This is a genomic window from Rhodopseudomonas telluris (assembly GCF_042432815.1).
Lineage (GTDB): Bacteria > Pseudomonadota > Alphaproteobacteria > Rhizobiales > Xanthobacteraceae > Rhodopseudomonas > Rhodopseudomonas telluris.
In genome coordinates, this window is record NZ_JBHLWM010000005.1 from 607,233 (window position 1) to 632,003 (window position 24,771).

A 24,771-nucleotide genomic window follows, 5' to 3' on the forward strand; every position below is an offset into this window, starting at 1 on the left:
ACGGGGAAACGTCACAATCGATGTATTCCCTGAATTTGTACGAGGTCGGCGGCGAACTGATTACTTAATAAATACTTCAACGACACGTAGCGGACCGCGTCAGAGCACACTTTGGAATTTTCCAACTAACCACGAGAGAGCCGACGGAGGGGCGTCGGCTGGGGTGACGGTCGACCGCCGACTCTCGTCGCCCCCACGGCCGGCCTGGGAGTCGCGCCCCTCGGTCTGCGGTCCTGTGCCGGCGCAGCAACGAGCGCCACATTGTTCAATGTTGACCGCGTTTGGCGAATAGCCGAGACTTCCCCAGTATCCCTCCGTGCGCAGTATTCGCTCGATGAGCCGTCAATTCCGAACCGTCTCGATCCGCCAGCTTCGCGCGCTCGCAGCGCTGGCCGAGACCGGCAGCATCACCGCGGCGGCGAATAAGCTGCATCTGACCCAGCCGGCCGTCACGCTGCAACTCCGCAATCTGCAGGCGCTCGCCGGCCTCCCGCTGATCCAGCGCCGCAACGACGGCATGCAACTGACGGACGCTGGCCTCGAGGTGCTGGCGCTCAGCGAGCGCATCGAGGCGGCGATCGCGGCCTGCGACACCTCGCTGGAGATGATCGCGGGCAAGACAGCAGGGCGCATCTCGATCGGCGCGGTGTCGACGGCAAAGTACTTCGTGCCATTCGCGATCTCGGGATTTCTGAAGCAGAATCCAAAAATTGATGTGCGGCTGTTCATCGGCAATCGCCAGGACATCGGCGCGGCCCTTCGGGGCTACGAGCTGGACATCGCCATCATGGGGCGGCCGCCGATCGATCTCGAGGTCGAAACCCATCTCATTGGTGACCATCCGCACGTCATTATCGCACCGACGGCCCACCGCCTGGCACGCAAGTCCGATATCGCACTGACCGAACTCGCCGGAGAAACGTTCCTGACCCGCGAACCCGGCTCGGGGACACGGAGCCTGATGGAGCAATTGTTCGGTAGCGCCGGCATCCGGCCGACGATCGGCATGGAGATGGGCAGCAACGAGACCATCAAGCAGGCGGTGATCGCCGGCCTCGGCATCGCCTTCCTGTCCGCCCACACGGTCGCGACCGAGCTCGATGAACGCCGGCTGGTGATTCTCGATGTTGTCGGGCTGCCGATCGTGCGGCAATGGTTCGTCGTAACACGCAACGACAAGGTTTTGCTGCCGCCGGCGCGCGCGATGCTGGACTTCCTCAAGGTGGAGGGTCCGCATTTCCTGCCCCGCACCGACCGGCGAATGCGGTTGACGCGATCATCGTCCCCGCCAGCGACGCAACGCGGCAAGCGCTGAACAAAGATGGTCCAAGACAACGGGGCCGCGGACCTTGCAGTCCGACTCACTATTCGAAGTGAAGTCTCCGCGGCGTTCCAGATCGCTTAGTGTTCTCGCCAACGCGGCGTGACTGGGCTTGTCGCGGCCATCCAAGCTATCCCGCATTTCCGGCAGCAAGACGTGGATGCCCGGCGCAAGGCCGGGCATGACGGGCGGAAACGGAACGGCCCGATTTCAAATGCTGTCGTTCTGTCGGGCTCTCAGGATCGCCTTGTAAAGCTGTCATCGTGCGAAGCAAACTGACGAAGCAATCCAGCTCCATGATCGGAGGCCTTGGATTGCTTCGCTCGTAATGACGGCGATCGATAGCCGGTCCTGGGCTGACGGCCGTTGCGCTTACGCGGCCTTGGCGAGACCGACGCGAGCCCAGATTTCACTGAGGGCTTGCACCAGATGCTCGATGTCGGCGTCGCTGTGCTGCGGCGATGGCGTGATGCGCAGCCGTTCGGTGCCGCGCGGCACCGTCGGATAATTGATCGGCTGCACATAGATGCCGTAGCGGCTGATCAGCTCGTCGCTGATCTGCTTGCACAGCGAAGCGTCGCCGACCATCACCGGCACGATGTGACTGGGGTTCGCCATGTGGGCGACACCGACCTGGTCGAGCCGAGCCCGGAGCCGAGCAACTCGGTCCTGATGACGCTCGCGCTCCGCAGAGCTGGCGCGGAGATGCCGGATGCTGGCCAGTGCACCGGCCGCAACCGCCGGCGGCGGCGATGTCGAGAAGATGAAGCCGGACGCGAAGCTGCGAACGAAGTCGCACACCGCAGCCGAGCCGGCGATATAGCCACCGACGACGCCGAACGCCTTCGCCAGAGTCCCCTCGATGATGGTGAGACGATGGCTCAGCCCTTCGCGATCGGCGATGCCGCCGCCATTCGGGCCATACAGGCCGACGCCGTGAACTTCGTCCAGATAGGTCATCGCATTGGCCGCGTCGGCCACATCGCAAATCTCGGCGATCGGCGCGATGTCGCCGTCCATCGAGTAGACCGATTCGAACGCGACCAGCTTCGGCGCATGCGGGTCGAGATCGGCCAGCTTGCGCTCGAGGTCGCGCGGGTCGTTATGGGCGAAGATGCGCGTCTCGCTGCGGCTGTGGCGGATGCCTTCGATCATCGAGGCGTGGTTCAGCTCGTCGGAGAGAATCACGCAACCCGGCATGCGCGACGCCAGCGTCGACAGCGATGCCCAGTTCGAGACATAACCGGAGGTGAAGAGCAGCGCGGCTTCCTTGCCGTGCAGCGCGGCGAGTTCCTGTTCGAGCAGGACGTGATAGTGATTCGTGCCCGCGATGTTGCGGGTGCCGCCGGCGCCGGCGCCGCAGCTGTCGATCGCCTCGTGCATCGCCCTCAGCACCGCGGGATGCTGGCCCATGCCGAGATAATCGTTAGAGCACCACACCGTGACTTCGCCGGTGCCGTCGGGCTTGTAATGCGTGGCGCGCGGGTAAGAGCCGGCGTGGCGCTCGAGATCGGCGAATACGCGATACCGACCCTCGCGATGGAGGCCTTCGAGCTGCCTGCGGAAATAAGCTTCGTAATTCATGACGTCCTCCCGTTGATCGTTGCGACCGGTTCGGCAGCGATGCCGACACGGGCCGGAGCCAGTCCGCTTCGCGGATGCTGTTCGAGGAAAGTCTGTCGGAACTGATCCTCGAGTCGCTGGCGGGCGCAGCTCGAACGCGCCTTCGGCGCTTCTTCCTTGCGAGCGGTTGGGACGACGACGAGCTGCGGTCCCACGATAGTCCGGGCCTCGGCGCTGGCCTGCGTCTCTGAAACCTGCGTCGGCGCGGCATGCACGGACGCAGCGGCGATGGTGGACGGATTCTGTTCCATGATGATGCTCTCCGGCGAGAAACCTGGACGGATGCCCCAGCTCCAAAGTGTGATGGCAGGCAGCGGTAGCAGCATGAACCAATGTTCGACGACGCCAAGTGCGAACAAAGTCGATACCAGCGTCAGGCCGACCACTTCGAACGGCGTATCTGCGACTTCGACGATGCGCTGGATCATCACCACCAGCACGGCCGTGGCCGCAGTCACCGAGATCGGGAAAAACGCGCTGACCGGCTTGCGCGCGAAATAGGTCTTCAGAAACTGGACGGCGTCCGGCATCAGTTCGTCATTGGTGACGGGCACACCGAGAAACAGATTGATCTTGGCGCTCTGGCGCAGCACCCACAGCGCCAGATAGGTCCAGCGGCCGACCTCGTTCTCGGCGCCGAGCGTCACCCACACCACAACCGCACCGCATGCCAGCAGGCAGATCTCGTGATAGATGATCGCCTGCAGCGCGTAGCTGAAACGCGAGAAGCCCTTCGCATCCGGCGGACAGGGCTCGGCGCGGGGGCCGGTCAGCCAGCCGGAGAGAAACGCAATCTCCTGGGCACCCCACAGGAAGATAATGCAGCTGAATGCCATATAGGCCGCGCCGACACTGGTGTCGTGCGCGGTGACCGACAGGCCGCACAGCGCAATCGTGACCATGCCGCCCGCACAAACCGCCCGGAGCAGTTCCGAGCGGCCGACGCTGCCGACCAGCAGCAGCACTGCACCGGTGGAAAACCACCAGACGAAGGCCGCGAAGATCGGTGGGCCGAGATAGGACACCATTGCGCCAGTCTCCTCACCAGGCCGGACGAAGGCCGATGACGCGGGGCAGTTCGTTACGCTTTGCCGGCAGCAGAAACAGCCGGCCGAAGGCAATCGCCGCCGACGCGGCGTAGAACGGCCGCTTCAGGCTGCCGACAAAGCCTTGACTGCGGGTTTCGGCAATCTTGTCCGCAGCCTTCCGCAGCCGCTCCAGATTGGCGAGGAAGCGCGGATCGTCCAGATTGATCGTCACCGGGAAGACCTGCTTGGAGATCTCGGTGGTGATCCGGAAAACCTGCATGCCGTAGTCGGTGGCGTCGACGCCCAACGCCTCGTAGAACGCCGGCCGCATGTGATCGCGCACATACATCGTGGCGAACACTGCGAGCAGGAAAAACCGGATCCACAGCTTGTTGACGCCCGACAGCAGCGACGGGTCGGCGCGCATCAGCAGCGCGAACGCCTCGCCGTGGCGGAACTCGTCGTTGCACCAGCGCTCGAACCATTTGAAAATCGGATGGAAGCGACGATCAGGATGGCGCTCCATCTGACGATAGATGGTGATGTAACGCGCGTAGCCGATCTTCTCCGACAGATAGGTCGCGTAGAAGATGAACTTCGGCCGGAAGTAGGTGTACTTCTTGACCTTGGTCAGGAACGACAGATCGACGCCGATGCCGTGATCCTTGAGGATTTCATTGATGAAACCCGCATGACGCGCCTCGTCGCGGCTCAGCAGGCCGAACAGTTCGCGGATCTCGGGATTCTTGATCCGCTTCTTGATCTCGGCATAAAGCACGCAGCCGGAGAACTCGGCCGTCAGCGACGAGACTAGGAAGTCCTTGAACTCGGCCCGCAGCTCCGGCGGCAGCTTCTCGAGATCGCTTTCGCGGAATTCGTCGGTCTTCTTGAAGTGCGACTTGTTATAGTCGGCACGCATCTCGTTCATCATCGCGGTCCATTCGGAACGCACCAGCGTGACGTCGAGCTTGTCCATCGCCGCGTAGTCTGTGGTGTAGAACCGCGGCGTGAGAATGGTGTCCTCTTTGGCGATATTCAGGCTGTCGACACTGCCCTTGATCGCGGGTCGGGACGTCGGCCGGAGCGCGCCCTGCGCGCCTCCCTCCATTGGAATCATGAAACCCTCCCATCTGAGAAGCTGACTTCGTAGAGTTCGGTCAGTTCGCGATAACCTTCCAGCCGCGCGCGGATCTTGTCGAGCCAGGTGGCCCGCACCACGGTCGCGGTGCGGCGAACGACAAGCCGTTCGCCGAATTCGACGTGGGTCGGCGCGTCGTGAACCATCACTTCGTCGCCGGGACCGATCTCGATGTCGCCATCGAGGATCACGTGGGCATGGAGAGTTTCCGACGTCTGCTCGATTTCCACCGTGCAGGGTACGTCGAAGCTTGTGCGTTTCCCGATCCCGAACGTGCTCATTGTGAGCCGTCCTTGTGTTTTTCGTTGGCTGTACCGACCGTCGGGCCGGGCATCAATTGAGAGAAGGCGCGGAGATTATCGGCGCCGAAGGCGTTGAGGTCGAGCACCTTGCGGGTCGCCGTGTCGGTCAGCGTGTACTGGCCGTTGCTGTGGCGGGCGAGCACGAAGGGCGGCGCCGAACCGACGCCAGCCAGCATGCGCTCACGCGCAAGTCCGCGCATCGCCACTCGGACGAAGCCGGACTCGCCAGGATGGATCGAGCGCACCAGGCTGTGATCAGCGGCACGGTAGATGTTGACCAGCCCGTTAGGACTGTCCTCGAACGTCAAGTCCACGCTCTCCACGACGGCCGGCGGCGTCATGTGAGAGTGTCCGTAACCCGTCAGGCGGACGGTCGCGCCGGCGCCGATCGCAAACAGCACGATCGCGGCGGCGCCGATCAGCGCGCCTTTGGGGACGGTGAAATTTTCGGCGGCCTCACTCATCTCTGTCTCCGGTTCAAGCGACGGCGGGGGCCGTCGAGTTCGACAACGGGCCTTGAGAAGGTCCGCTGGTAGCCGTTTGAACGAGAGAGACTGCGGCGGGATCGAGCTGCGCCTTCACCGCCTCGGTGAGCGTGGCAGCCACCTTGGCGACGTCGGGGATCGACGTCAGCATCGGCTCGGGCTCGCGCAGGCGCCAGGGCCGGATATGCGGCCACAGCAGAACATACGAGGTGCGCTTGGTATCGATGATCCGCAGCGGAATGTCGCCGCTGCCATCGCGAAGAACGTTGACATCGGCGTTGGCGATCCTGCCGAGCGGAATGTTCAGCGTGATCGGCAGCGCCACACCGGTCTGGATCAGCACGCGCTTGGAGGTGATAGTGTAGCAGCTCGCGCGCCGAAACAGGTAGGTGAGCAGCGTCAGCAGTGCGAGACCGCCGATCGCCGGGACGAGAAGCGTCGCCGCGGACGCCGACGCTTCTCCGAGTGATTGACCGTGTGACCAGTTCGACCAGGCCTTCCACACGATCAGCAGGACGAAATAGATCGCCACTGCCCGCATGTGGAAGGTCCGGAACGCCAACCCTTTGAAGGTCGGCTTCCCCTGCCAGAGAACGCGCTCTCCCTCCGGCAGTGGCGACGGAAGCTCACGAAACTGGCTGGGGGAATCGGTCATACGATGGGCTCCTGACGCAGCGGCGTGGCGTAGAGCGTACCGGCGCCGTAATACGCGCAGACCTTGTCTTCTTCGAGCTTGGTGACCTGATCGGCCTTCGCCAGAGCCGGAACACCGGCGAACTGCTCGCCGCGGATGGCGTCCACCGACACCTTGCCGACCGGGCTGTTGATCAGCGCGAACGGCACGGGCAGCAGCACCTTCTTCTTGGTCTTGACGACCTCGACTTCGAGATAGCGTGCCAGCACTTCGGCACGATCGACCCAGACTTCGGTCACCGTGCCGCCGACCTGGCCGTCACAGCCGACCACCGGGAAACCGATCGGGTTCGGGTCGCGCGGATCGAGGAACATGCCCTTGGCGGCGCGAAGCGGCGCGATGATCGGCAGGTTGTCGAGGCCGAGCTCCGGCACGTCGGCGCGCTGAGCGTAGGAGCCCGGGCCGACGCCGTCGGCGAACGGGTTGCCGGTCGGGACGAACGGCGAACCGGGCCACGGCGCGGCCGGGGTGAGCGCCACATTCGGGCGGTCGTTGCCGGTCGACGGCACGGTCTTGGTCGCGCCGCCGCGCAGCAGATAGGTCTTCGGATCCGGCGGGGCCGGAACGCCGATCTTGGCGAGACGCGTGCCGGTGCCCACGTCGGCAACCAGCGGATAGCCCTCGCGCTTGTCTTCGCGGCGAAGATAGAAGAGCAAGCCGGCGAAGAAGATCCAAAATACGTACAGGGTAACCTGTGCTAAGTCCAAATACGCTCCGGGTTGCATGAGCGGACCCCTTCCTCTTTGTTAACCTGGAAATTCGGCGAGGCCGAACTTGGTAGCAGGCTGCGCTCCGGCCGATCGTGCCGTGCGCACGAGCGGGCCGACCGCAACCAACGTTGCGAACAGCAACGCGATCTCGATGTTGTAGACAAAGCCGTAACCGATCGCCGGCCCCGACAGCACGCTGCCAAGGGCACCGCTATCCGCGAGCGACGCGACCAGATCGCGAATGCCGCCGCCGAGCAGAATGCCGCCGCCGGCCGCGGTCGCCTGCACGGCGCCCCACGTCCCAAGCGCCAGGCCGGGATCGCTCTCCGACGCCACCGCCATCGCGGCCGTCAAGGTGCCGGCAGCGAACAATCCGCCGCCCAGACCAATCAGCGCCGTGCCCACGCGAAACAACGTTGCCGACTGCGCCGGCGCGGCAAGCACCACGGCGGCGAAAGCAAAGATGCCAATCAGCGCGCCGAAGCCGGCAAGCCGATAGGGATTGCCGCCACGGCCGAGCGTGCGCGCAGCAAGGCCGAAACCGACCAGCGTGCCGATCGCGAAGAACGCAGTGAGCGCCGTGGTCTGACCGACCGACAGCCGCAGCACTTCTGCCCCATAGGGCTCCAGCAGGATGTCCTGCATCGAGAAGCCGGCAGTGCCGAGTGCGACTGCAATCAGCATACGCGACGAACCGCCGGCGGCGCGGAAGCGCGCCCAGGACTGATTGAACTGCGGCCGCTCGCGGCTTGCCGACGTCAGCGCCGGATTCCGCGCTTCCTGCTTCCACAGCGCCACGATGTTCAGCAGCAACTGCGTAACAGCGACGCCCTGAATCACCTGGATCAGTTGCAGCTCGCTGAAATTGCGCAGCAGCTCGCTGAAGATCAGCGCACTGCCGGTCATCCCGACCAGCAGCATGACGTAGAGGAATGCGACGACCCGCGGGCGCGACTCTTCGGGCGCGAGATCGGTCGCCAGAGCCAGGCCTGCGGTCTGCGTGGTGTGCATCCCGGCGCCGACCAGCAGGAACGCCAAGGCGGCACCGATCTGGCCATAAACTGCCGGATACTCACCGCCGCCGGAGAGCACCAGCAGGGCGAACGGCATGATGGCGAAGCCGCCGAACTGCAGCAGCGTGCCCATCCAGATATAAGGAACGCGGCGCCAGCCGAGCACCGAGCGGTGATTGTCCGACTTGAAACCGATCAGCACGCGGAACGGCGCAAACACCAGCGGCAGCGACACCATCAGCGAGACCAGCAGCGTCGAGACGCCGAGCTCGACGATCATCACCCGATTCAGCGTACCGTTGAGCAGCACCACAGAGGCGCCGACCGAGACCTGGAACAGCGACAGTCGTAGCAGACGGCCAAGCGGAAGCTCCTTGGTGGCGGCGTCGGCAAACGGCAGGAAGCGCGTGCCGAGACGCATCCAGCCTTTCGCTAATGTTGCCGCCATCTGGCTCATCGTCGAACCATCTCCAGCGCCTGCGAAGTGTAGAATCCGGACGACACGCGATGCGTCCGGCCCGGCTGCCAATGAGCCAGCGCAGCGTCCTCGGAAATCAGCTTGAGCAGCTTCTTCTCGCTAACCGGCTCGATCGCCGGAGCACGGTCGGCGCGCGGGAAGAAACCGCCGACGAAATGCATCAGCGCCAGCGCCGGGGTCTTCGGCGCAAACGTCACCGCCATCGATTGCCGCGTGCGCGACGCCAGCGTCGCCAGGATCCGGCGGATGTCGTGCGGCAGATAGTGAATCAGCGAATCCATCGCGACGGCGAAGTCGAATTCGCCGAGCGCCGGATCGAGCATGTCACCGGAGCGGAAGTCGATCGCAGCTGGATCGATATCTTCCGGCAGGCGCTCGCGCGCGACGCCGACCAGCGTCGGCGACAGATCGATCGCCAGCACCTGCGCGCCACGCCGCGCCGCCGCGATCGACAGCGCACCGGTGCCACAACCAGCATCGAGCAGCCGCGTGCCAGTCATGTCGGCCGGCAGCCACGACAACAGCGTGTTGCGCATTTCATCGCGGCCTGCGCGCACGGTGGCGCGGATGCCGCTCACGGGGGCATCGGAGGTCAGCTTCGCCCATGTATCGGCCGCGGTGCGGTCGAAATAGGTCTCAAGCTCTCCGCGTCGCTCGATGTAGCTGCCCAACGCCATCAATCAAATCCCAAGAGATCAAAGATGTCGCGATCCTTCAGCGGCTTGCCCTGGACCGGGGGCTCCTTCGCCTCCCACAATTCGGTAGCGAGCCGAAGATACTCTTGTTGCACAGCCAGAATTTCGTCGGTGTGATCCATCTCAAAAAGTGTCATTTTTTTCAGACGGCTCTTCCGGATGACATCGAGGTCCGGCAGATGCGCAACGCGCTTGATACCCGTGCGCTCGCCGAACTTGTCAATCTGGTCCGTCTCGCGGCTGCGATTGGCAATCACTCCCGCCAGTCGGACGGCATAGTTCTTCGACTTCGCCTGGATCGCCGCGGCGATGCGGTTGGCGGCGAAAATCGAATCGAAGTCATTGGCGGCGACGATCATCGCCCGCTCGGAGTGCTGCAACGGGGCAGCGAAGCCGCCGCACACCACGTCGCCGAGCACGTCGAAGATCACCACGTCGGTGTCTTCGAGCAGATGATGCTCCTTGAGCAGCTTCACGGTCTGGCCGACGACGTAACCGCCGCAGCCGGTGCCGGCCGGCGGACCACCCGCCTCCAAGCACATCACGCCATTGTAGCCTTCGAACACGAAGTCCTCGGGGCGCAGCTCTTCGGAGTGAAAATTCACTTCCTCGAGCACGTCGATCACCGTCGGGATCAACCGCTTGGTCAGCGTGAACGTCGAGTCGTGCTTGGGATCGCAGCCGATCTGCAGCACGCGCTTGCCTAGCTTGGAGAACGCCACCGACAGGTTCGACGACGTCGTGCTCTTGCCGATGCCGCCCTTGCCGTAGATCGAGAACACCTTGGCGCTGCCGATCTTGACGTTGGGATCGAGCTGCACCTGGACGCTGCCCTCGCCGTCGCCTTCGGCGCATTTCGACGCGTTCAGGTCGGCGCAGCCCGAAGTCTTCAGCTTGAGGGGATCAGTCAGGATGTTCATGCGGCAACTCCTACGCCTTCAAGGCGATCCTCGAGCTCTTCTCCTGCCTTGCGCAGGACTTCGAGCATTTCCGGGTCCGGAGACCAGTAGTTTCGTTCGTGGGCTTCGATCAGGCGGTGGGCCACCTTCGCCGAAGCGACCGGATTGAGTGCCGCAAGACGCGCGCGCATTTCCGGATCGAGCACGAAGGTTTCGGTGAGCTGCTTGTACACCCACGGCGCGACTTCGCCGGTGGTCGCCGACCAGCCCATCGTATTGGTGACGTGTTCTTCGATCTGGCGCACGCCTTCGTAGCCGTGCTTCAGCATGCCCTCGTACCACTTCGGATTCAGCATCCGGGTGCGTGTTTCGAGCGCGACCTGCTCGGACAGCGTCCGCACCGTGCCGGCGCCGCGAGTCTGGTCGCCGATATACACCGGCGCAGCCTGGCCGCCCTTCGCCTTGCGCACCGCGCGGCTGATGCCGCCCAGCGTGTCGAAGTAATGATCGACCGTGGTGACGCCGAGCTCGACCGAATCGAGGTTCTGATAAGCGAGATCGACGTCCGCGAGTGCGCTCTTCAGCAGCTCTGCATGCTGGACCGGCTGGCCCTTGAGGCCGTAGGCAAAACTCTTGCGCTTCGTGTAGGTCTCGGCGAGTTCGTCCTCATCTTCCCAGCGGCTGTTCTCGACCAGATGGTTGACGTTGGAGCCGTAAGCGCCATCGGCATTGCCGAACACGCGCAGCGAGGCCGTCTCCATGTCGCAGTTGTGCACGGCCTGATAGGCCAGCGAGTGCTTGCGAATGTAGTTCTGCTCCGCCGGCTCGTCGGCGCTCGCCGCCATGTAGGCGGCTTCGGCCAGCAACTTGATCTGCAGGGGCAGCAGATCGCGGAAGATGCCCGACATGGTGATGATCACGTCGATGCGCGGCCGACCAAGCTCCGCGAGCGGAATGAGGTCCGCGCCCGCCAACCGTCCGTAGCCGTCGAACCGCGGCCGGGCACCCATCAGCGCGAGAGCCTGGCCGATCGGCGCGCCTTCGTTCTTGAGGTTGTCGGTGCCCCACAGCACGATCGCGACCGTCTCGGGCAAGGGATTGCCCTCGGCGATGTGCTTGTCGATCAGCCGCTGGGCCTGCTTGGCGCCGTCCTGCAGCGCATAGGCCGACGGGATCCGAAACGGATCGAAGCCGTGCAGATTGCGGCCGGTCGGAAGCACCTGCGGGGTGCGCAGCAGATCGCCGCCGGGCGCGGGCCGGATGAACTTGCCGTCGAGCGCGCGCAAAATCGCCGCGAGCTCGTGATCCTCGGCCAGCAGCTTGTCCATGCCGGCCAGCTCCTTGAGCATGTCGAGATTGGCCTGCGCTTCCGGACCGCTGCCCGACAGATGTTCAGGATGGCCACCGCGCACCAGCGCCTCGAGCAGCGCCTTGTCGGGGCGCTTGCCGTGCATCGCGTCGGCAATCGCTTCCAGCGTCTCGACGCGTTCTTCTTCCGACGGCACATTGCCGACGACGTGGAGGCCGTGCGGGATCAGCGCGTACTCCATCTCGAGCACTGCATCCGCGAGCTTGGCGATGGTCGCGCCGGCCTCTTCGGCGGTCCAGGCCGGTTCGGCCGGCGCGAGATCCAGACCGGCGGCTTGCGCTTGCACGAGCACGGCGAGGTTCGCGCGCTCGGTCTCTTCTTCCGGCGTCAACCCGCGCCAGCGCTCAAGCGAGGATTTCAGTTCGAGCAGGCCGCGATATAGGCCGGCATGCGCGACAGGCGGCGTCAGATAGCTGACCAGCGTCGCCGCCGAGCGCCGCTTGGCGATCGCGCCTTCGGACGGGTTGTTGGAGGCGTACAGATACATGTTCGGCAGATCGCCGATCATCCGATCCGGCCAGCAGGTGCCAGACAGGCCGGTTTGCTTGCCCGGCATGAATTCCAGCGCGCCGTGGGTGCCGAAATGCAGCACTGCATGCGCGCCGAAGTCCTGCTTGAGCCAGCGATAGAACGCCGAGAAGGCGTGCGTCGGTGCAAAGCCCTTCTCGAACAGCAGCCGCATCGGGTCGCCTTCGTAACCGAACGCTGGCTGTACGCCGACGAAGACGTTGCCGAAGCGCTCACCGAGCACAAAGATCGAACTGCCGTCGCTCTGATGCTTGCCCGGCGCCGGACCCCACTGCCCTTCGATCTCGCGCAGCCAGCGCTCCGCCTTGACGTGATCGCCGGCGGTGACGCGGGCGTGGACGTTGGCGTTGGCGCCGAACCGCGCCGCATTGCCGTTGATGATCGACTCGCGCAGCGCGTCGACGCTCTCGGGCACCTCGACCGTGTAGCCCTCGCGCTTCATCGCGCCGAGCGTATTGAAGAGAGACTCGAACACGCCGAGGAACGCGGCCGTGCCGGTGTTGCCGGCGTTCGGCGGGAAGTTGAACAGCACGATCGCGACCTTGCGATCCTTGCGCTCACTGCGGCGCAATGCGATCAGCCGCGCGGTACGCGAGGCCAGCATCTCGGCGCGCTCGCCGCAGATATGCATGTCGCCGCCGGTCTCGCTGCGCTCGAACTTGCAGAATTTCTCGCAACCCGGGCACGCAACGTCGCCGCCGTCGGACCGGCCGCCATAGACCATCGGTCCGGACGAGCCGTCGAGTTCGGGGATCGCCACCATGATGGTGCTTTCCACCGGCATCAGGCCGCGATCGGACGCCGCCCACTGCTCCAGCGTCTGGAATTCGACCGGATGCGCCGACAGATACGGCACGTCGAGCGCGGCCAGGATGTCCTCCGCCGCCTTGGAGTCGTTGTAGGCCGGGCCGCCGACCAGCGAGAAGCCGGTGAGCGACACCACCGCATCGACCGTCGGACGGCCGTTGTGGATGAAGAACTTCTCGATCGCGGGACGCTGATCGAGACCCGATGCGAACACCGGAACGACTCGCAGTCCCTTGGACTCGAACGCCTCGAGCATCCCGTCATAATGACCGGCATTGCCGGCGAGCAGATAGGAGCGCAGCAGCAGCACGCCGACCGTGCCCTTGCTGTCGGCCGGGCCCGCCGGCAGCTTGTCCAGCGTCTCGGCGATCCGGCCCTTCATCTTCGGATGATACACACCGATATCGGCGTAATCGATCGGCGGCTCGACCTTGACCGCGCCGCGCAGCGCCTTGCGCGGACCGTTCGCGTAGCGGTCGATCAGCAGCCGCACCATATTGGCGATGTTCTGCTCGCAGCCGGCCAGCCAGTATTGCAGCGTCAGGAAGTAGGCGCGCATGTCTTGCGCGGTGCCGGGGATGAACCGCAGCAGCTTCGGGAGCTGCCGCAGCATCTTCATTTCGCCCTTGCCGGCGCTGCCTTCGTGCTTCTTGCCGCGCAGCTTCTTCAGCCAGTTGATCATGCCGAGCGCTTCGGCGCTCATGTCGAACTTGCCGATGTGCGTAAGCTTCACGACCTCCGACGCCGACATGCAGCAGACCATCGCGTCACACTGCGTTCGGCGCGCCTGCAGCGCAGGAAGCACCGCGCGCACGTGATCGTCCATGAACAGCATGGTGGCGATGATAATGTCGCCAGTCGCGATGTCGGCGAGGCAGCGCTCGAGCGCATGGCCATCGCTGCCCCACTCGTCAGCCGAGTGCACGGTCAGATCGAGGCCGGGATAATCCTTGCGCAGCACGTTCCGTGCACGCGCGGCGGCTCCGGACAAATGGCTGTCCAGTGTGACGATGACGACCCGAACCGGAGTCTTGTCAGCGGGCGAAGTGCGCTTTGGCATCGTACAAGGTCTCGACAGTAATGGTTGCGACGCCATTCTCGTTGGCGAATCGCTCGGTATTCCGGCGGGCTTTCCCGCGAACGAAGAATGGGATCTTCTGTAGTTCCTTTTCTGCTTCGGGAGCCCAAACCGCCCCCGTGGCCGCACCATTCGCAGCAGGCGAGACGGATGCTGCGTCGCGTGGAGCTGCCGCGCCTTGCGGCAGCGCAATTGCTACCTCGGCCATCTCGGGTGCCGACTGCGGCGCATGGGTGCCGAGATGCGACGGCAGCGCGCCGTCCTTGAATTCGAAATCGTCCTTGAACATCGTCAGCAGATGTTCCTCCAGGCCCATCATCAGCGGATGGACCCAGGTGTCGAAGATCACATTGGCGCCTTCGAACCCCATCTGCGGCGCGTAGCGCGCGGGGAAATCCTGGACATGCACCGGCGCGGAGATCACCGCACACGGAACGCCGAGACGCTTGGCGATGTGGCGCTCCATCTGCGTGCCCAGCACCAGCTCGGGATGCAGCTCCGCCACCTTGGCTTCGACTTCGAGATAGTCGTCAGTGATCAGCGCTTCGACGCCGTATTTCGCCGCTGCCTCGCGAAGGTCGCGCCCGAATTCTCGGCTGTAGGTGCCGAGCCCGACCACCTTGAAGCCGAGTTCTTCCGACGCGATCCGCGCCGCGGCGATCGCGTGCGTAGCGTCGCCAAAGATGAAGACGCGCTTGTTGGTCAGGTAAGTCGAGTCGACCGAATGCGAGTACCATGGCAACCGGGTCGAGGCTGCGGCGAGCACCGGCTCGGGATCGACGCCGGCGAGACCGGCGACTTCGCGAATGAACTCGCGCGTTGCCGAGACGCCGATCGGAATCGTCTTGGTGAACGGCTGATGGAAGATGCGATGCAGCCAGGACGCCGCCTGCCCCGCGATCTCCGGGTACAGCACGACGTTGAAGTCGGCATCGCCGAGCCGCGCGATGTCCGCCGGCGTGGCGCCCATCGGCGCGGCGACATTGACGTCGATGCCGAGCTGGCCGAGCAGCTTGGTGATTTCGGCGACGTCATCGCGATGACGGAAACCGAGCGCGGTCGGGCCCAGCAGATTGCATTTGGCGCGCGTACCCGGCGCACGCTCGGCCCGCTTGGTGCCGGGCGCCGGCGCCCTCGGGCCGGCGAGCGCGCGCACGAGCTGATAGAACGTCTCCGATGCGCCCCAGTTTTCCTTGCGCTGATACGCCGGCAGATCGATCGGAATCACCGGGATCGGGAAGCCGAGCGACTTGGCCAGTCCGCCGGGATCGTCCTGGATCAGCGAGCCGGTGCAGGACGCGCCGACGATCATCGCCTGCGGCTGGAACCGCGCATAGGCTTCGCGCGCGGCGGTCATGAACAGTTCTGCGGTGTCCTTGCCGAGATCGCGCGCCGCGAAGGTCGTGTAGGTCACCGGCGGCCGCTTGGCGCGGCGTTCGATCATCGTGAACAAAAGATCGGCGTAGGTGTCGCCCTGCGGCGCGTGCAGCACGTAGTGCAAGCCTTCCATGCCGGTGGCGACGCGCATCGCGCCGACGTGGGGAGGTCCTTCATAGGTCCAGACGGTGAGCTGCATCTCAAGCCACCAGCTTGGCGCGGCGCACGAGCGGGCGCGCGAACAATTCAGCGAGGTCGGCCGCCTGCTCGTAGCCCTGGATCGGGGTGAACACGAGTTCGATCGACCATTTGGTCGTGATGCCCTCCGCCTCGAGCGGATTGGCGAGGCCGAGACCGCACACCGCGATATCGGGACGCGCCGCGCGGCAGCGGTCGAGCTGAAGATCAACGTCCTGGCCTTCGGTCAGGGCAACATCGAGCGGCAACATCTTCAGCTCTTCGGCCAGATGCTCGCGATGCAGATAGGGCGTTGCGACTTCGACGAGCTGCATCGCCAGCTCACGCGACAGGAACCGCGCCAACGGAATTTCGAGCTGGGAGTCGGGGAAGAAGAAAATGCGCCGACCAGCGAGTTCGGTCTTATATGCCGCCAGCGCGCGCTCGGCGCGGGCGCGGTTCGGCTCGGTGACCTTGTCGAATTCAGCAGGCGACACACCGAACGCATCGGCCGCGGCACGCAGCCACGCCGTTGTGCCTTCGACGCCGAGCGGGAAAGGCGCGACGAGCCGCTTGGCGCCGCGCTCCTGCAGCGCGCGCACCGTATCCGGCAGGAACGGCTGAGCCATCAGGATCTTGGTATTCGGACCGACGCTCGGCAGCGCGGTCGATCTGCGCGGCGGAAAGAAAGCGACCGGACCGATGCCGAGCGCATCGAACATCCGCTTGAACTGATCTTCGACCACGTCGGCGAGCGAGCCGATAACGAGCAGCGACGGCGTGTCGTCCTGCGCGGCCGGTAGGGCCGGTACCAGCGACGCCAAGCAGGCATCTTCGCCTTGGGTGAAGGTCGTCTCGATGCCACTGCCCGAGTAATGCAGGATGCGAACGTCGGGGGAGAACCGCTGCGACAGCCGCAACGCCGCGCGCGAGAGGTCGAGCTTGATCACTTCCGACGGGCACGAGCCAACCAGGAACAGCAGCTTGATATCGGGACGACGCGCCAGCAACTGCGTCACCACGCGATCGAGCTCGTCATTCGCGTCGGTGAGACCGGCGAGATCCTTCTCTTCCATGATGGCTGTGCCGAAGCGCGGCTCGGCGAAGATCATCACGCCTGCGGCCGACTGAATCAGATGTGCGCAGGTGCGCGAGCCGACAACGAGGAAGAACGCGTCCTGAATTTTCCGGTGCAGCCAGACGATGCCCGTGAGTCCGCAGAATACCTCGCGCTGCCCGCTTTCGGTACGAACTTCACGGGTCGTCGGATCGGCCGTCGGAGCGGCGCAAGGAGCGACATGCACGGTCATGCGCGGCTCCCGGACACATCAGCGACGCCCATCGCCGCAATCCGCTCATCGCGGCGCGCGGCACGAAGCTTGAGCACGAACTGCGTGGCATTGACGACGTAGGTCGCGTAGGCGGCGAGCGCGACCAGCATTTGCTGGCGCGGATCGCCGAGGCCGGCGAACAGCATCACCAAATAAGCGGTGTGCAGAGCCAGCACCAGGAAACTGAAGACATCTTCCCAGAAGAAGGCCGGCGCAAACAGGTAGCAGCCGAAGACTTCCTTCTCCCAGATCGCTCCGGTGACCATGATGGTGTAGAGCACCAGCGTTTTGATCACCACCGAGGCGGTCGCAACGGTGTAACCGTCCCCCGTCCAGAGATAGCGGACCACGAGTCCGAGGCTGATCAGGAAGACCAAAAACTGCACCGGGGCCAAAATGCCCTGTACCAGGGTCCATTTTGTTGCATCGCGGCGAACACGTTCTTCGGGCGTGTAGAGCATCTTAAGCCTTTGCGAAGGCTTCTGAACGCCCGTTCCCACAGCGCCAAAACCATGCGGCGCTGCAGCAGATGTTTTGACGCCATCGATGTAAAGAATGTTTGACACATCCCGGTCGCGGTGATGCGATACCGACGGATGCGAGGAAGAGGCAGGCACCATCGCACCAAGACCCTCATTTTCTTGATCTGATGCTTTTCTGATGTGCACCGCGCCACTCCCTAAGTGCGGCTGATCGACAAAGGCTAGTCCCCGACGATGAGACTGTCAACCAAACCATACGTAAATTAAACTTGACGGTCGAGAGGCCGGTCGGGTTATCTGAGGAGAAGGGGGTATCTAATGACCAACCGGAAAGAGCTCTCGATCTCGAATGTCACCGCGACCGATCGACCCCGATTACCTGTGGCGCCTTTGGACTTTTCGCCGCCCGAGCCGATCTGGCGATACCGGGCGCCGATAGCCGGCGATGGCATTGCGCGCTCGATCCACACTCAGATACTCCCCAAAGTTGGCCTTGCGCTGCGCTCCATGTCCTTCCCGAAAACTCCGGCGCCGGCTGAACCGGCCGCACCGTTCGAAGTGCAGCAGTTCACACTTCTGATCGTCAGCGCCGACGAACGTGCCGCCTTCGCTTATGTTGAGAATCTTATCTCGCGAGGCACGCCAACTGATTTGATCTTCCTCAACCTGCTCGCGCCGGTCGCGCGGCGGCTCGGCGAGATGTGGGAAGACGACACGACCGACTTTGCAAACGTGACGCTCGGTGTGAGCCGTCTCCAACGAATCCTGCGCTCCATCGGCGAAAACTATCTGGAAGCGAACGACGTTCAGCGCATCGGCGCCGTGCTGCTCACGACGATCCCCGGCGAACAGCACAGCTTCGGCCTGGCCATGGTTGCGGAATTCTTCCGGCACGATGGCTGGGATATCTGCATGGGGCCGTTCGGTTCGCATCGTGAGCTTGCATCGCTGGTCGCGGAACGCTGGTTTGATCTGGTCGGCTTCTCGGTCACCAGTGACCGGCGGCTCGACGAGCTGAAGCGGCTGATTCAGGACATCCGTCGCGAATCCCGCAATCGCCGGATCGGCATCATCGTTGGCGGCCCAATCCTGGTTGATCGGCCGGAACTTGCAAACACGCTGGGCGCCGACATGAGCGCCACTGACGGCGCTCATGCGCCGCAGCTTGCACGGGCGCTTCTGCCGATGCTGAAGGGACGCGGCTGAGGCTGTTGTGCATTCGCCGGCTCGCGTTGGCTCTGCTATAAGGCAGCGTCAAGCCGGGGAGTTGAAATGGCCGCAGTTATCGCGGAGAGCGCCGCACCGAGCGTCGTGACCGCCCTCTACGTTCGAACGAAAGCGTTACATCTCGAAGCCGAGCGCACCGGGTTCATCGCCGACATGCTGCGCGGCGCTGGCAGCCGGCGCGGTTATGCGCTGCTGCTGCGCAATCTTCACCCTGCCTATCGCGAGATCGAAGACGGTCTCGAGCGTCATCGCGACAATCCAATCCTGGCGCCGCTGGCGCATTATCGACTCGCACGAACGGCGACAATCGAAGCCGACCTAGCAGCGCTGGTGGAGCTGAACGGCGATGACCAGCCGCCGCTGTTGCCGGAGGGCGAGGCCTATGCGCGCACCATCGCGCAAGCCGCCGAGGGCGACGGCAGTCGGCTGATTGCGCACGCCTACACGCGCTATCTCGGCGACCTCAATGGCGGACAGATCGTGAAGCGGCTGCTGGAGAAATCGCTCGGCCTCGGTACGCGAGAGCTGACGCATTACGATTTCTCGGCAGTCGCCGAGCCGGCGACATTGAAGGCCGGCTATCGCCACGCCTTGGAGCTGGCCGGTGCCGCAGCGCCGGATCCCGAGGCGATCATTGCAGAAGGCGCACTGGCCTTCGAATGCAACATCGCGCTGTCGATCGCGGTGCAGCGCAGCCTTGCCGGCGAGCCAGCAAAGACCTGATTACTTCTTTGGCTTGCGAGGCTTGCTTGCGGCCTGATCCGCCGAGGTGCGTGAAGCATGCAGCAGCAGGTGCTGCAGCACTTCAGCAGTCCGCAATGTGGAATCGCGGACGCCCTCGAGCATATCGGCGATCCGTCCGGTCTCGACCCCGTAGGTGATTTCCAGCGCGGCAAGCTGCGCGTTCTCCACGACGGAGGACAGCAGATTCTGGTAGACGAGGCCGGTTTGCGCGTCGAGCCGCAAGCCACTGACGCGGCTGCTCTCGAGGATGCCTTCCTGAAATCGGCCACGCGCCGCTTCCGCGGCCCGTCGGTCGGCGTTGTCATTGAAGATCAGCACGAAGCCGAGCGCGCGATCGCGCGAGGGTACAACGGGGTCCGCCCGCACCACCAGCGACCGCGTTTCGCCGCCGGGCCCCCGCAACATCAGTTCACCGCGCCAGGCACGCTGCCGCTCGATCAACTCTCCGATGCTGCGCCTGAAGTCGAAGGGATCGAGAAACGCCAGCGCCAGATCCTCGAGCCGATGAACGGGCGGATAGCCCTGCGGCAGCATCGCGGTGAACGCGCCGTTAATCAGAAGGATCTTGCCTTCAATGTCCGCGATCACCACCGGATGATCCGATGTCGCGACCTGACGGGAGAACTGATCGAGTTGCTCCTGGGCGATGAGCGTCCGCACCGCGCGAAACTGCAGAACGATGTCGGCCACCGACTGGCCGATCGTCCGCGCCGCCGCAAGATCGGCCGGCGTCCACGGATCGGACGTGCCCTCCACCACCTGATTCCATTTCGCGAAGGAGCGGCGCGGCGACAAATCGGCCGGAGTGTTGCCAATCACGAACGGCTTCTTCGGGTCTCCGCCCCAGGTAACGGTGCGCACGCGCTCCGGCCTGAACCACATCAGGAATTCGCCAGGATGGTTCGAGACAGGTGCCGCGGCGAGGCCGCTGGCGACTGCCGTCAGCGGCGAGAAATCACGGACGTCGAGACCTAACGACGAGGTCGAGAGGACGGACGCACGCGGCTGCTTGGTGAGCCAGGCGGCGATCTCGCGGATGTCGTGCGTGCCTGGGACCTCACCGATGGTGGCCACCTGCCCTTCATAGACGAGCGCGGCACCGCTGGCCCGGACCGGCTGCAGGATCGACTGCGACGCATCGAAGATGGCCGCGCGCCAGTCGCCCTCGCGCGAGATCGCCTCGATCATGCGCTGCTCGAGCCGCTGCACGAACAGCTCGGACTGGCTCTGGGCGAAGCTCTCCAGCGCGGTGATGCGAGTCGCGATCGCCTCAGCGAGCAGCTCACAAACTGCGCGCAGTTCGAAATGAATGAAGCGCGGCTGATAATGATGGCAGGCGACGAGGCCCCAGAGCTTGCCGCCGACCATCAGCGACACGACCAGAGTGGCGCGCACGCCCATGTTCTTCAAATACTGAAGATGGATCGGCGACATCGACCGGAGGAAGCAACTCGACATGTCGAGGTCGCGTCCCGTGAGCGGCGACAGCCGCGGCTGCAGCGGGACCGGCTCATAGCCGACATCGACCAATACGCGCACCCGCTGGCGCTCGTAGAGCCGCCGGGCCATCTGCGGGATATCGGAAGCGGGATAGCGATTGCCGAGATAGGATTCGAGCCCGGCCGTGTGGCGCTCGGAAAAGACCTCGCCATGGCCTTCTTCATCGAACCGATAGACCATCACCCGGTCGTATCCGGTGCGCTCCTGAAACAGCAGCGCGGCTTCATCACACAGGCTACGGATCGAATTGGAAGTTCTGATCTTGTCGAGCGCCTGTCCGACAGTGGTCTGGAGGTCGAGCGGCGGCCCCGCGCGCTCGAGCTCGATGATCAATCCGCCTTCGGGTGGCCGGTGGATCAGCCCGTCGAATTCGATGCTCGGCTTGCCGATCCGACAACGCACTGCGACCGGAATGCCTTCGAGCGTCGGATCGAGATGCGGCAGAATGCGAATCAGCAGATCGCCTTCGAGGTCCGAGAGCGGCAGCCCCAGCACCCGGGTGACGTTCAAAAACTCCGCAGCATTGGCGCTGGCCTGGATGACGCGATGATCCGGCTCGCTGACGACCAATAGCGCGCCGTGCGGCTGAATCGAGGCCGCAAGGTGAATCTGTTCCTGTTCGCAGTTCGAAAGGTCGGCGGTTCCGAATGCGGGCAAGCTGGTCGGTTGAACGGCCAATCAGTCCTCAGCGTCGTCGTCGGGTAAGTCGTCCTGAGACAGGGACCCCTTGTCGTCGAGTCCGTAGCGGGCAAGCTTGGCATAGAGGCTTTGCCGGCTCAAGCCGAGCAATTCGGCGGTGGCAGTGCGATTACCTTTGGTCAGTTCGAGCGCTTCCTTGACGTAGTGGCGCTCGACGATACCGACCGTATTCTTGACCAGCTTGCGCAGCGACGAGCGGCCGAGCTGCTTGCTGATCGGCCCGAGTGCTGCGCGCAGCGCATCGGTTTCGCCGCCGGTCAGGCGGCGCGAAACGTTGCGGATCAGGACGCCCACATAGTTGTGGTCGTCGCCATCGACCGCGGAGATTTCGACATCGGTCTCGCTGCCGAGTTCACCACGGATCGTGGTCTGAAACAGGCGCACGGTCTTGTAGCGCTGCAGATGCGACAGCAGCGCCGCGAGATCGGCGCCCGGCTGCGTCAGCCAGCGTCCGAGCGACTCACCGATCGCCGAGCCTTTCGAACCGATTTGGACGAGATCGAGAAAAGCCTGATTGGCGTGGCGGATGACTCCCGCCGCGTCGAGCGCGACGAAGCCATCCGGGACGCGATCGATCAGCGTCTTCAACACTGTCGGCTCGGAACGGTCGTCACCACGCGGTGTCGACGTCACCGGCGTAAATTGCAGCAGGAACACCTGCCCGCGTTCAGACGACACCAGAGAGCCACGGACCATCCAGGGACGCACTTCGCGGCCGAGATGGACGAGGATGCTCAGCGCCTTGCCGCGATCGCGGACGCGCACCAGCATCTCGCGCACCGCCTCCCGATCCGCTTCGGCGATCTCGAGCAAGAGATCGCGGCCGGTGACCTCCTCGTTGCCGCGATCGATTCCGCTCAGCGCCTGAACTGCGGCCCGATTGGCTTCGACCACCTTCAGATCATTGGCGGAAACGATTAGGACCGCTTCGGTGGCGGCATCGAAGACCAGCCGATAGCGCGTCTCCATTTCGCGCAGCCGCCAGTAATCGCGCTCGATGGTCTGCTGCGCCGCGATCAGTCTCGAATGCAGTTCAGTGACGGCCTGAAGATTCTTGCCGACAGCCAGCATGCCGGTGCGATCGCCCAGCAGCATCGTGGTGAATTCGATCGGGATTTCGGTGCCGGAGGGGAAGCGCTGATTGATCTGCCGAAATGCCGAGATGCCGCTTGTACGCGCGTCCTCGACCATGCGGCGCACTTTGTCGCCGCCTTCCTCGCCCGCGATATCGGTCCAGGGGCGACCGAGCCAGGCCTCGACGCTCTCTTCAGACAGAGCGGGTGATAGGCTGGCGTCTCGGATCACACCGTCCATATCGAGCAACAGCGTGATGTCAGGCTGAACTGGTTTGGCAGACATCGCTCCACTCGCAGGCGGTTCCGGCGTCGGGAGACGGCATTCGAACGGTCGCGCCCAAACGAATTATGCAGACATTATGCCAATGACAAGTGGAAGCGCACTGGAATATCGACGAAATTCGCCGAATTGCCTATTCCGTAACTTTATTGCGCAAAATCAAGGCGATAACTTCCAAAGTCGTCCAGTTCGAAGGAACGTTCGGTGTCAGAATAGCTTTACAGATTACCTTAGAAAGAGTTTGGATAGCGCGTTGGTCCAGGCCCCATGAGGGCCATTATTCCGTGGGCGCAAAACGACGAGATCTAGGAGAGAGACGTGGTCCGTAAACTTCTCGCAATTGTCACTATCGCCGCAGCCGCAGGATCTCTGTCGACCGGCATCGCCTCGGCGCAGGACGCCGCCAAGGGTGAAGCGGTGTTCAAGCAGTGCCAGACCTGCCATCGCGCCGACAAGAACATGGTCGGTCCGGCGCTCGGCGGCGTGATTGGCCGCAAGACCGGCACCGCGGCCGGCTTCAGCTACTCGCCGCTGAACCACGCGGCCGGTGAAGCCGGTCTGGTGTGGTCGCAGGAAAACGTCGTCGAGTATCTGGCCGATCCGAACGCGTTCCTGAAGAAGTTCCTGACCGACAAGGGCCAGGCCGACAAGGCGACCGGCTCGACCAAGATGACCTTCAAGCTCGCCAACGAGCAGCAGCGCAAGGACGTCGCGGCCTATCTGGCGACCCTGAAGTAAGCTGATTGCCGCGCTGACCAAGGTCAGCCGCGTTCAAGAGCTCCGGCCCGCAAGGACCGGAGCTCTTTGCTTTTCGAAGACCGGAAAAAGAGCCGCGAGCGGCCGGCGGACCGGCCTCCTGGCCCCTGTCAGGAGCGCCAGCGGCGGAGGACGTCGACGAGGTGAGCGAGCCCCGCAACCATGAGGCAAACTGAAGGCAGCACCCACGAGGCGCCACTGAGAACCGCTCGCAACGCCAGCAGCATCAGGGCGCCGGAGCACAGGCCCGGGAGGAAGTCGGCCGGGGCGATCCCGCGTTTGCGCCATACCCAGTAACCGATGATGCCGACGGCCTCGAGCACCAGGAAGCCGAGGATCAGATCGACGAGAAGGCCGTCGGCGAACAGGTCGGACATCATCGACATCGCGGGGATCCCGGAAGTTGAGACAGCGGGGCGCCGCCGGTCATGAGAACGGTGCGTTGAGCCGCACGACCGTCCAGTTCAGATACGCCGCGAAGCTCACCCACAGTAGATACGGCACGAGGTAGTAGCTCGCGGTGCGGGCCCTGCGCCAGAACGCCACGATGCCGATCAGCACCGACAGCCACAGCAGCGGCACCTCCAGCAATGCCCAGTCGGGCCGCTGGATGGTGAAGAACAGCATGCTCCACAGCACGTTGAAGAAGCCGTTGGCGGCGAAGATGCCGACCACCCATTCGCGCTGCGCCCGCGTGGCCGCGCCGCGCCAGGCATAGACCGCCGACATCGCGGCGAGCGCGAAGATCACCGTCCAGGCCGGACCGAACGCCCAGTCCGGCGGCTGCCACCACGGCTTGATCAGGCTCTGATACCAGGCACCGGTGTCGGTGAGCGATCCGCCGAGCAATCCCACCAGGATGGCGACGGCAAAAGCGACAAGGATCGGATTCAAAGTAGGACCTGCAGGTAGTTGTCCCCTCGGCGCGCCTCGCCTGCAAGACGCGCCGAAGAA

22 protein-coding genes are annotated in these 24,771 nt (G+C 64.1%); 4 read left to right on the plus strand and 18 right to left on the minus strand.

Annotated elements, in window-relative coordinates; genetic code table 11:
• The first annotated feature begins 334 nt into the window (after positions 1 to 334).
• Entirely contained in the window at positions 335 to 1,315 is a 981-nt protein-coding gene (locus ACFFJ6_RS14345; protein ID WP_378388804.1) for a LysR family transcriptional regulator, read from the plus strand.
• 378 nt (positions 1,316 to 1,693) lie between these two features.
• Here the strand turns inward: ACFFJ6_RS14345 and hemA are convergent, their stop codons facing one another.
• The 14 genes from hemA to bchF are packed head-to-tail and all read right to left on the minus strand — an operon-like array spanning position 1,694 to position 17,619.
• Complete coding sequence (hemA, locus tag ACFFJ6_RS14350) at positions 1,694 to 2,905, minus strand: 5-aminolevulinate synthase (RefSeq protein ID WP_378388806.1); 1,212 nt, start codon at positions 2,903 to 2,905, stop codon at positions 1,694 to 1,696.
• The gene (gene puhE / locus ACFFJ6_RS14355) at positions 2,902 to 3,972 is read right to left on the minus strand and encodes a putative photosynthetic complex assembly protein PuhE (protein WP_378388808.1); all 1,071 of its coding nucleotides are present in this window, start codon (positions 3,970 to 3,972) and stop codon (positions 2,902 to 2,904) included. Before puhE ends, hemA begins: the two co-directional genes overlap by 4 nt.
• A 13-nt stretch (positions 3,973 to 3,985) precedes the next feature.
• On the minus strand, positions 3,986 to 5,089 hold the full coding sequence (acsF, locus tag ACFFJ6_RS14360) for a magnesium-protoporphyrin IX monomethyl ester (oxidative) cyclase (protein WP_378388810.1): 1,104 nt from the start codon (positions 5,087 to 5,089) through the stop codon (positions 3,986 to 3,988).
• A complete protein-coding gene (locus tag ACFFJ6_RS14365; RefSeq protein WP_378388812.1) occupies positions 5,086 to 5,391 on the minus strand; it encodes an O2-dependent cyclase accessory protein in 306 nt (101 codons plus the stop codon). The genes acsF and ACFFJ6_RS14365 overlap by 4 nt, the downstream gene beginning before the upstream one ends.
• Positions 5,388 to 5,876 carry a photosynthetic complex assembly protein PuhC gene (gene puhC / locus ACFFJ6_RS14370; protein WP_378388814.1) on the minus strand — a complete coding sequence of 163 codons (489 nt, stop codon included), beginning with the start codon at positions 5,874 to 5,876 and terminating at the stop codon, positions 5,388 to 5,390. The genes ACFFJ6_RS14365 and puhC overlap by 4 nt, the downstream gene beginning before the upstream one ends.
• A 13-nt stretch (positions 5,877 to 5,889) precedes the next feature.
• The gene (gene puhB / locus ACFFJ6_RS14375; protein WP_378388816.1) at positions 5,890 to 6,552 is read right to left on the minus strand and encodes a photosynthetic complex putative assembly protein PuhB; all 663 of its coding nucleotides are present in this window, start codon (positions 6,550 to 6,552) and stop codon (positions 5,890 to 5,892) included.
• Positions 6,549 to 7,316 (minus strand): photosynthetic reaction center subunit H, encoded by a 768-nt coding sequence (gene puhA / locus ACFFJ6_RS14380; protein ID WP_378388818.1) that lies wholly within the window; start codon positions 7,314 to 7,316, stop codon positions 6,549 to 6,551. The genes puhB and puhA overlap by 4 nt, the downstream gene beginning before the upstream one ends.
• 21 nt (positions 7,317 to 7,337) lie before the next feature.
• On the minus strand, positions 7,338 to 8,771 hold the full coding sequence (locus tag ACFFJ6_RS14385; RefSeq protein WP_378388820.1) for an MFS transporter: 1,434 nt from the start codon (positions 8,769 to 8,771) through the stop codon (positions 7,338 to 7,340).
• Positions 8,768 to 9,469 carry a magnesium protoporphyrin IX methyltransferase gene (gene bchM / locus ACFFJ6_RS14390; RefSeq protein WP_378388822.1) on the minus strand — a complete coding sequence of 234 codons (702 nt, stop codon included), beginning with the start codon at positions 9,467 to 9,469 and terminating at the stop codon, positions 8,768 to 8,770. The genes ACFFJ6_RS14385 and bchM overlap by 4 nt, the downstream gene beginning before the upstream one ends.
• Complete coding sequence (gene bchL, locus ACFFJ6_RS14395) at positions 9,469 to 10,407, minus strand: ferredoxin:protochlorophyllide reductase (ATP-dependent) iron-sulfur ATP-binding protein (RefSeq protein WP_378388824.1); 939 nt, start codon at positions 10,405 to 10,407, stop codon at positions 9,469 to 9,471. The genes bchM and bchL overlap by 1 nt, the downstream gene beginning before the upstream one ends.
• On the minus strand, positions 10,404 to 14,150 hold the full coding sequence (locus tag ACFFJ6_RS14400) for a magnesium chelatase subunit H (protein ID WP_378388826.1): 3,747 nt from the start codon (positions 14,148 to 14,150) through the stop codon (positions 10,404 to 10,406). The genes bchL and ACFFJ6_RS14400 overlap by 4 nt, the downstream gene beginning before the upstream one ends.
• Complete coding sequence (gene bchB, locus ACFFJ6_RS14405; protein WP_378388828.1) at positions 14,125 to 15,744, minus strand: ferredoxin:protochlorophyllide reductase (ATP-dependent) subunit B; 1,620 nt, start codon at positions 15,742 to 15,744, stop codon at positions 14,125 to 14,127. The genes ACFFJ6_RS14400 and bchB overlap by 26 nt, the downstream gene beginning before the upstream one ends.
• Before the next feature lies 1 nt (position 15,745).
• Positions 15,746 to 17,032 carry a ferredoxin:protochlorophyllide reductase (ATP-dependent) subunit N gene (locus tag ACFFJ6_RS14410; protein ID WP_378388830.1) on the minus strand — a complete coding sequence of 429 codons (1,287 nt, stop codon included), beginning with the start codon at positions 17,030 to 17,032 and terminating at the stop codon, positions 15,746 to 15,748.
• On the minus strand, positions 17,029 to 17,619 hold the full coding sequence (gene bchF / locus ACFFJ6_RS14415; RefSeq protein ID WP_378389698.1) for a 2-vinyl bacteriochlorophyllide hydratase: 591 nt from the start codon (positions 17,617 to 17,619) through the stop codon (positions 17,029 to 17,031). Before bchF ends, ACFFJ6_RS14410 begins: the two co-directional genes overlap by 4 nt.
• A 234-nt stretch (positions 17,620 to 17,853) precedes the next feature.
• Between bchF and ACFFJ6_RS14420 the strand changes: the two genes are divergently transcribed.
• Both ACFFJ6_RS14420 and ACFFJ6_RS14425 read left to right on the plus strand, forming a co-directional pair.
• Positions 17,854 to 18,741 (plus strand): cobalamin B12-binding domain-containing protein, encoded by an 888-nt coding sequence (locus tag ACFFJ6_RS14420; protein ID WP_378388832.1) that lies wholly within the window; start codon positions 17,854 to 17,856, stop codon positions 18,739 to 18,741.
• Between the two features lie 66 nt (positions 18,742 to 18,807).
• Complete coding sequence (locus ACFFJ6_RS14425; RefSeq protein WP_378388834.1) at positions 18,808 to 19,485, plus strand: biliverdin-producing heme oxygenase; 678 nt, start codon at positions 18,808 to 18,810, stop codon at positions 19,483 to 19,485.
• On the opposite strand, the gene ACFFJ6_RS14430 is transcribed toward ACFFJ6_RS14425, so the two are convergent.
• Together ACFFJ6_RS14430 and ppsR are read right to left on the minus strand one after the other, a co-directional pair.
• Positions 19,486 to 21,684: a GAF domain-containing protein gene (locus ACFFJ6_RS14430; RefSeq protein ID WP_378388836.1), complete on the minus strand. Its 2,199-nt coding sequence runs from the start codon at positions 21,682 to 21,684 to the stop codon at positions 19,486 to 19,488.
• A complete protein-coding gene (gene ppsR, locus ACFFJ6_RS14435; protein ID WP_378388838.1) occupies positions 21,685 to 23,064 on the minus strand; it encodes a transcriptional regulator PpsR in 1,380 nt (459 codons plus the stop codon).
• 315 nt (positions 23,065 to 23,379) lie between these two features.
• Here ppsR and ACFFJ6_RS14440 point away from each other — a divergent pair, with 315 nt between their 5' ends.
• Complete coding sequence (locus ACFFJ6_RS14440) at positions 23,380 to 23,799, plus strand: c-type cytochrome (protein ID WP_378388840.1); 420 nt, start codon at positions 23,380 to 23,382, stop codon at positions 23,797 to 23,799.
• Positions 23,800 to 23,927: 128 nt separating this feature from the next.
• Here ACFFJ6_RS14440 and ACFFJ6_RS14445 read toward each other — a convergent pair whose 3' ends face one another.
• Positions 23,928 to 24,203, minus strand: a complete 276-nt coding sequence (locus tag ACFFJ6_RS14445; RefSeq protein WP_378388842.1) for a hypothetical protein — start codon at positions 24,201 to 24,203, stop codon at positions 23,928 to 23,930.
• A 40-nt stretch (positions 24,204 to 24,243) separates the two neighbouring features.
• Positions 24,244 to 24,711 (minus strand): TspO/MBR family protein, encoded by a 468-nt coding sequence (locus ACFFJ6_RS14450; protein ID WP_378388845.1) that lies wholly within the window; start codon positions 24,709 to 24,711, stop codon positions 24,244 to 24,246.
• Between the last annotated feature and the right edge of the window lie 60 nt (positions 24,712 to 24,771).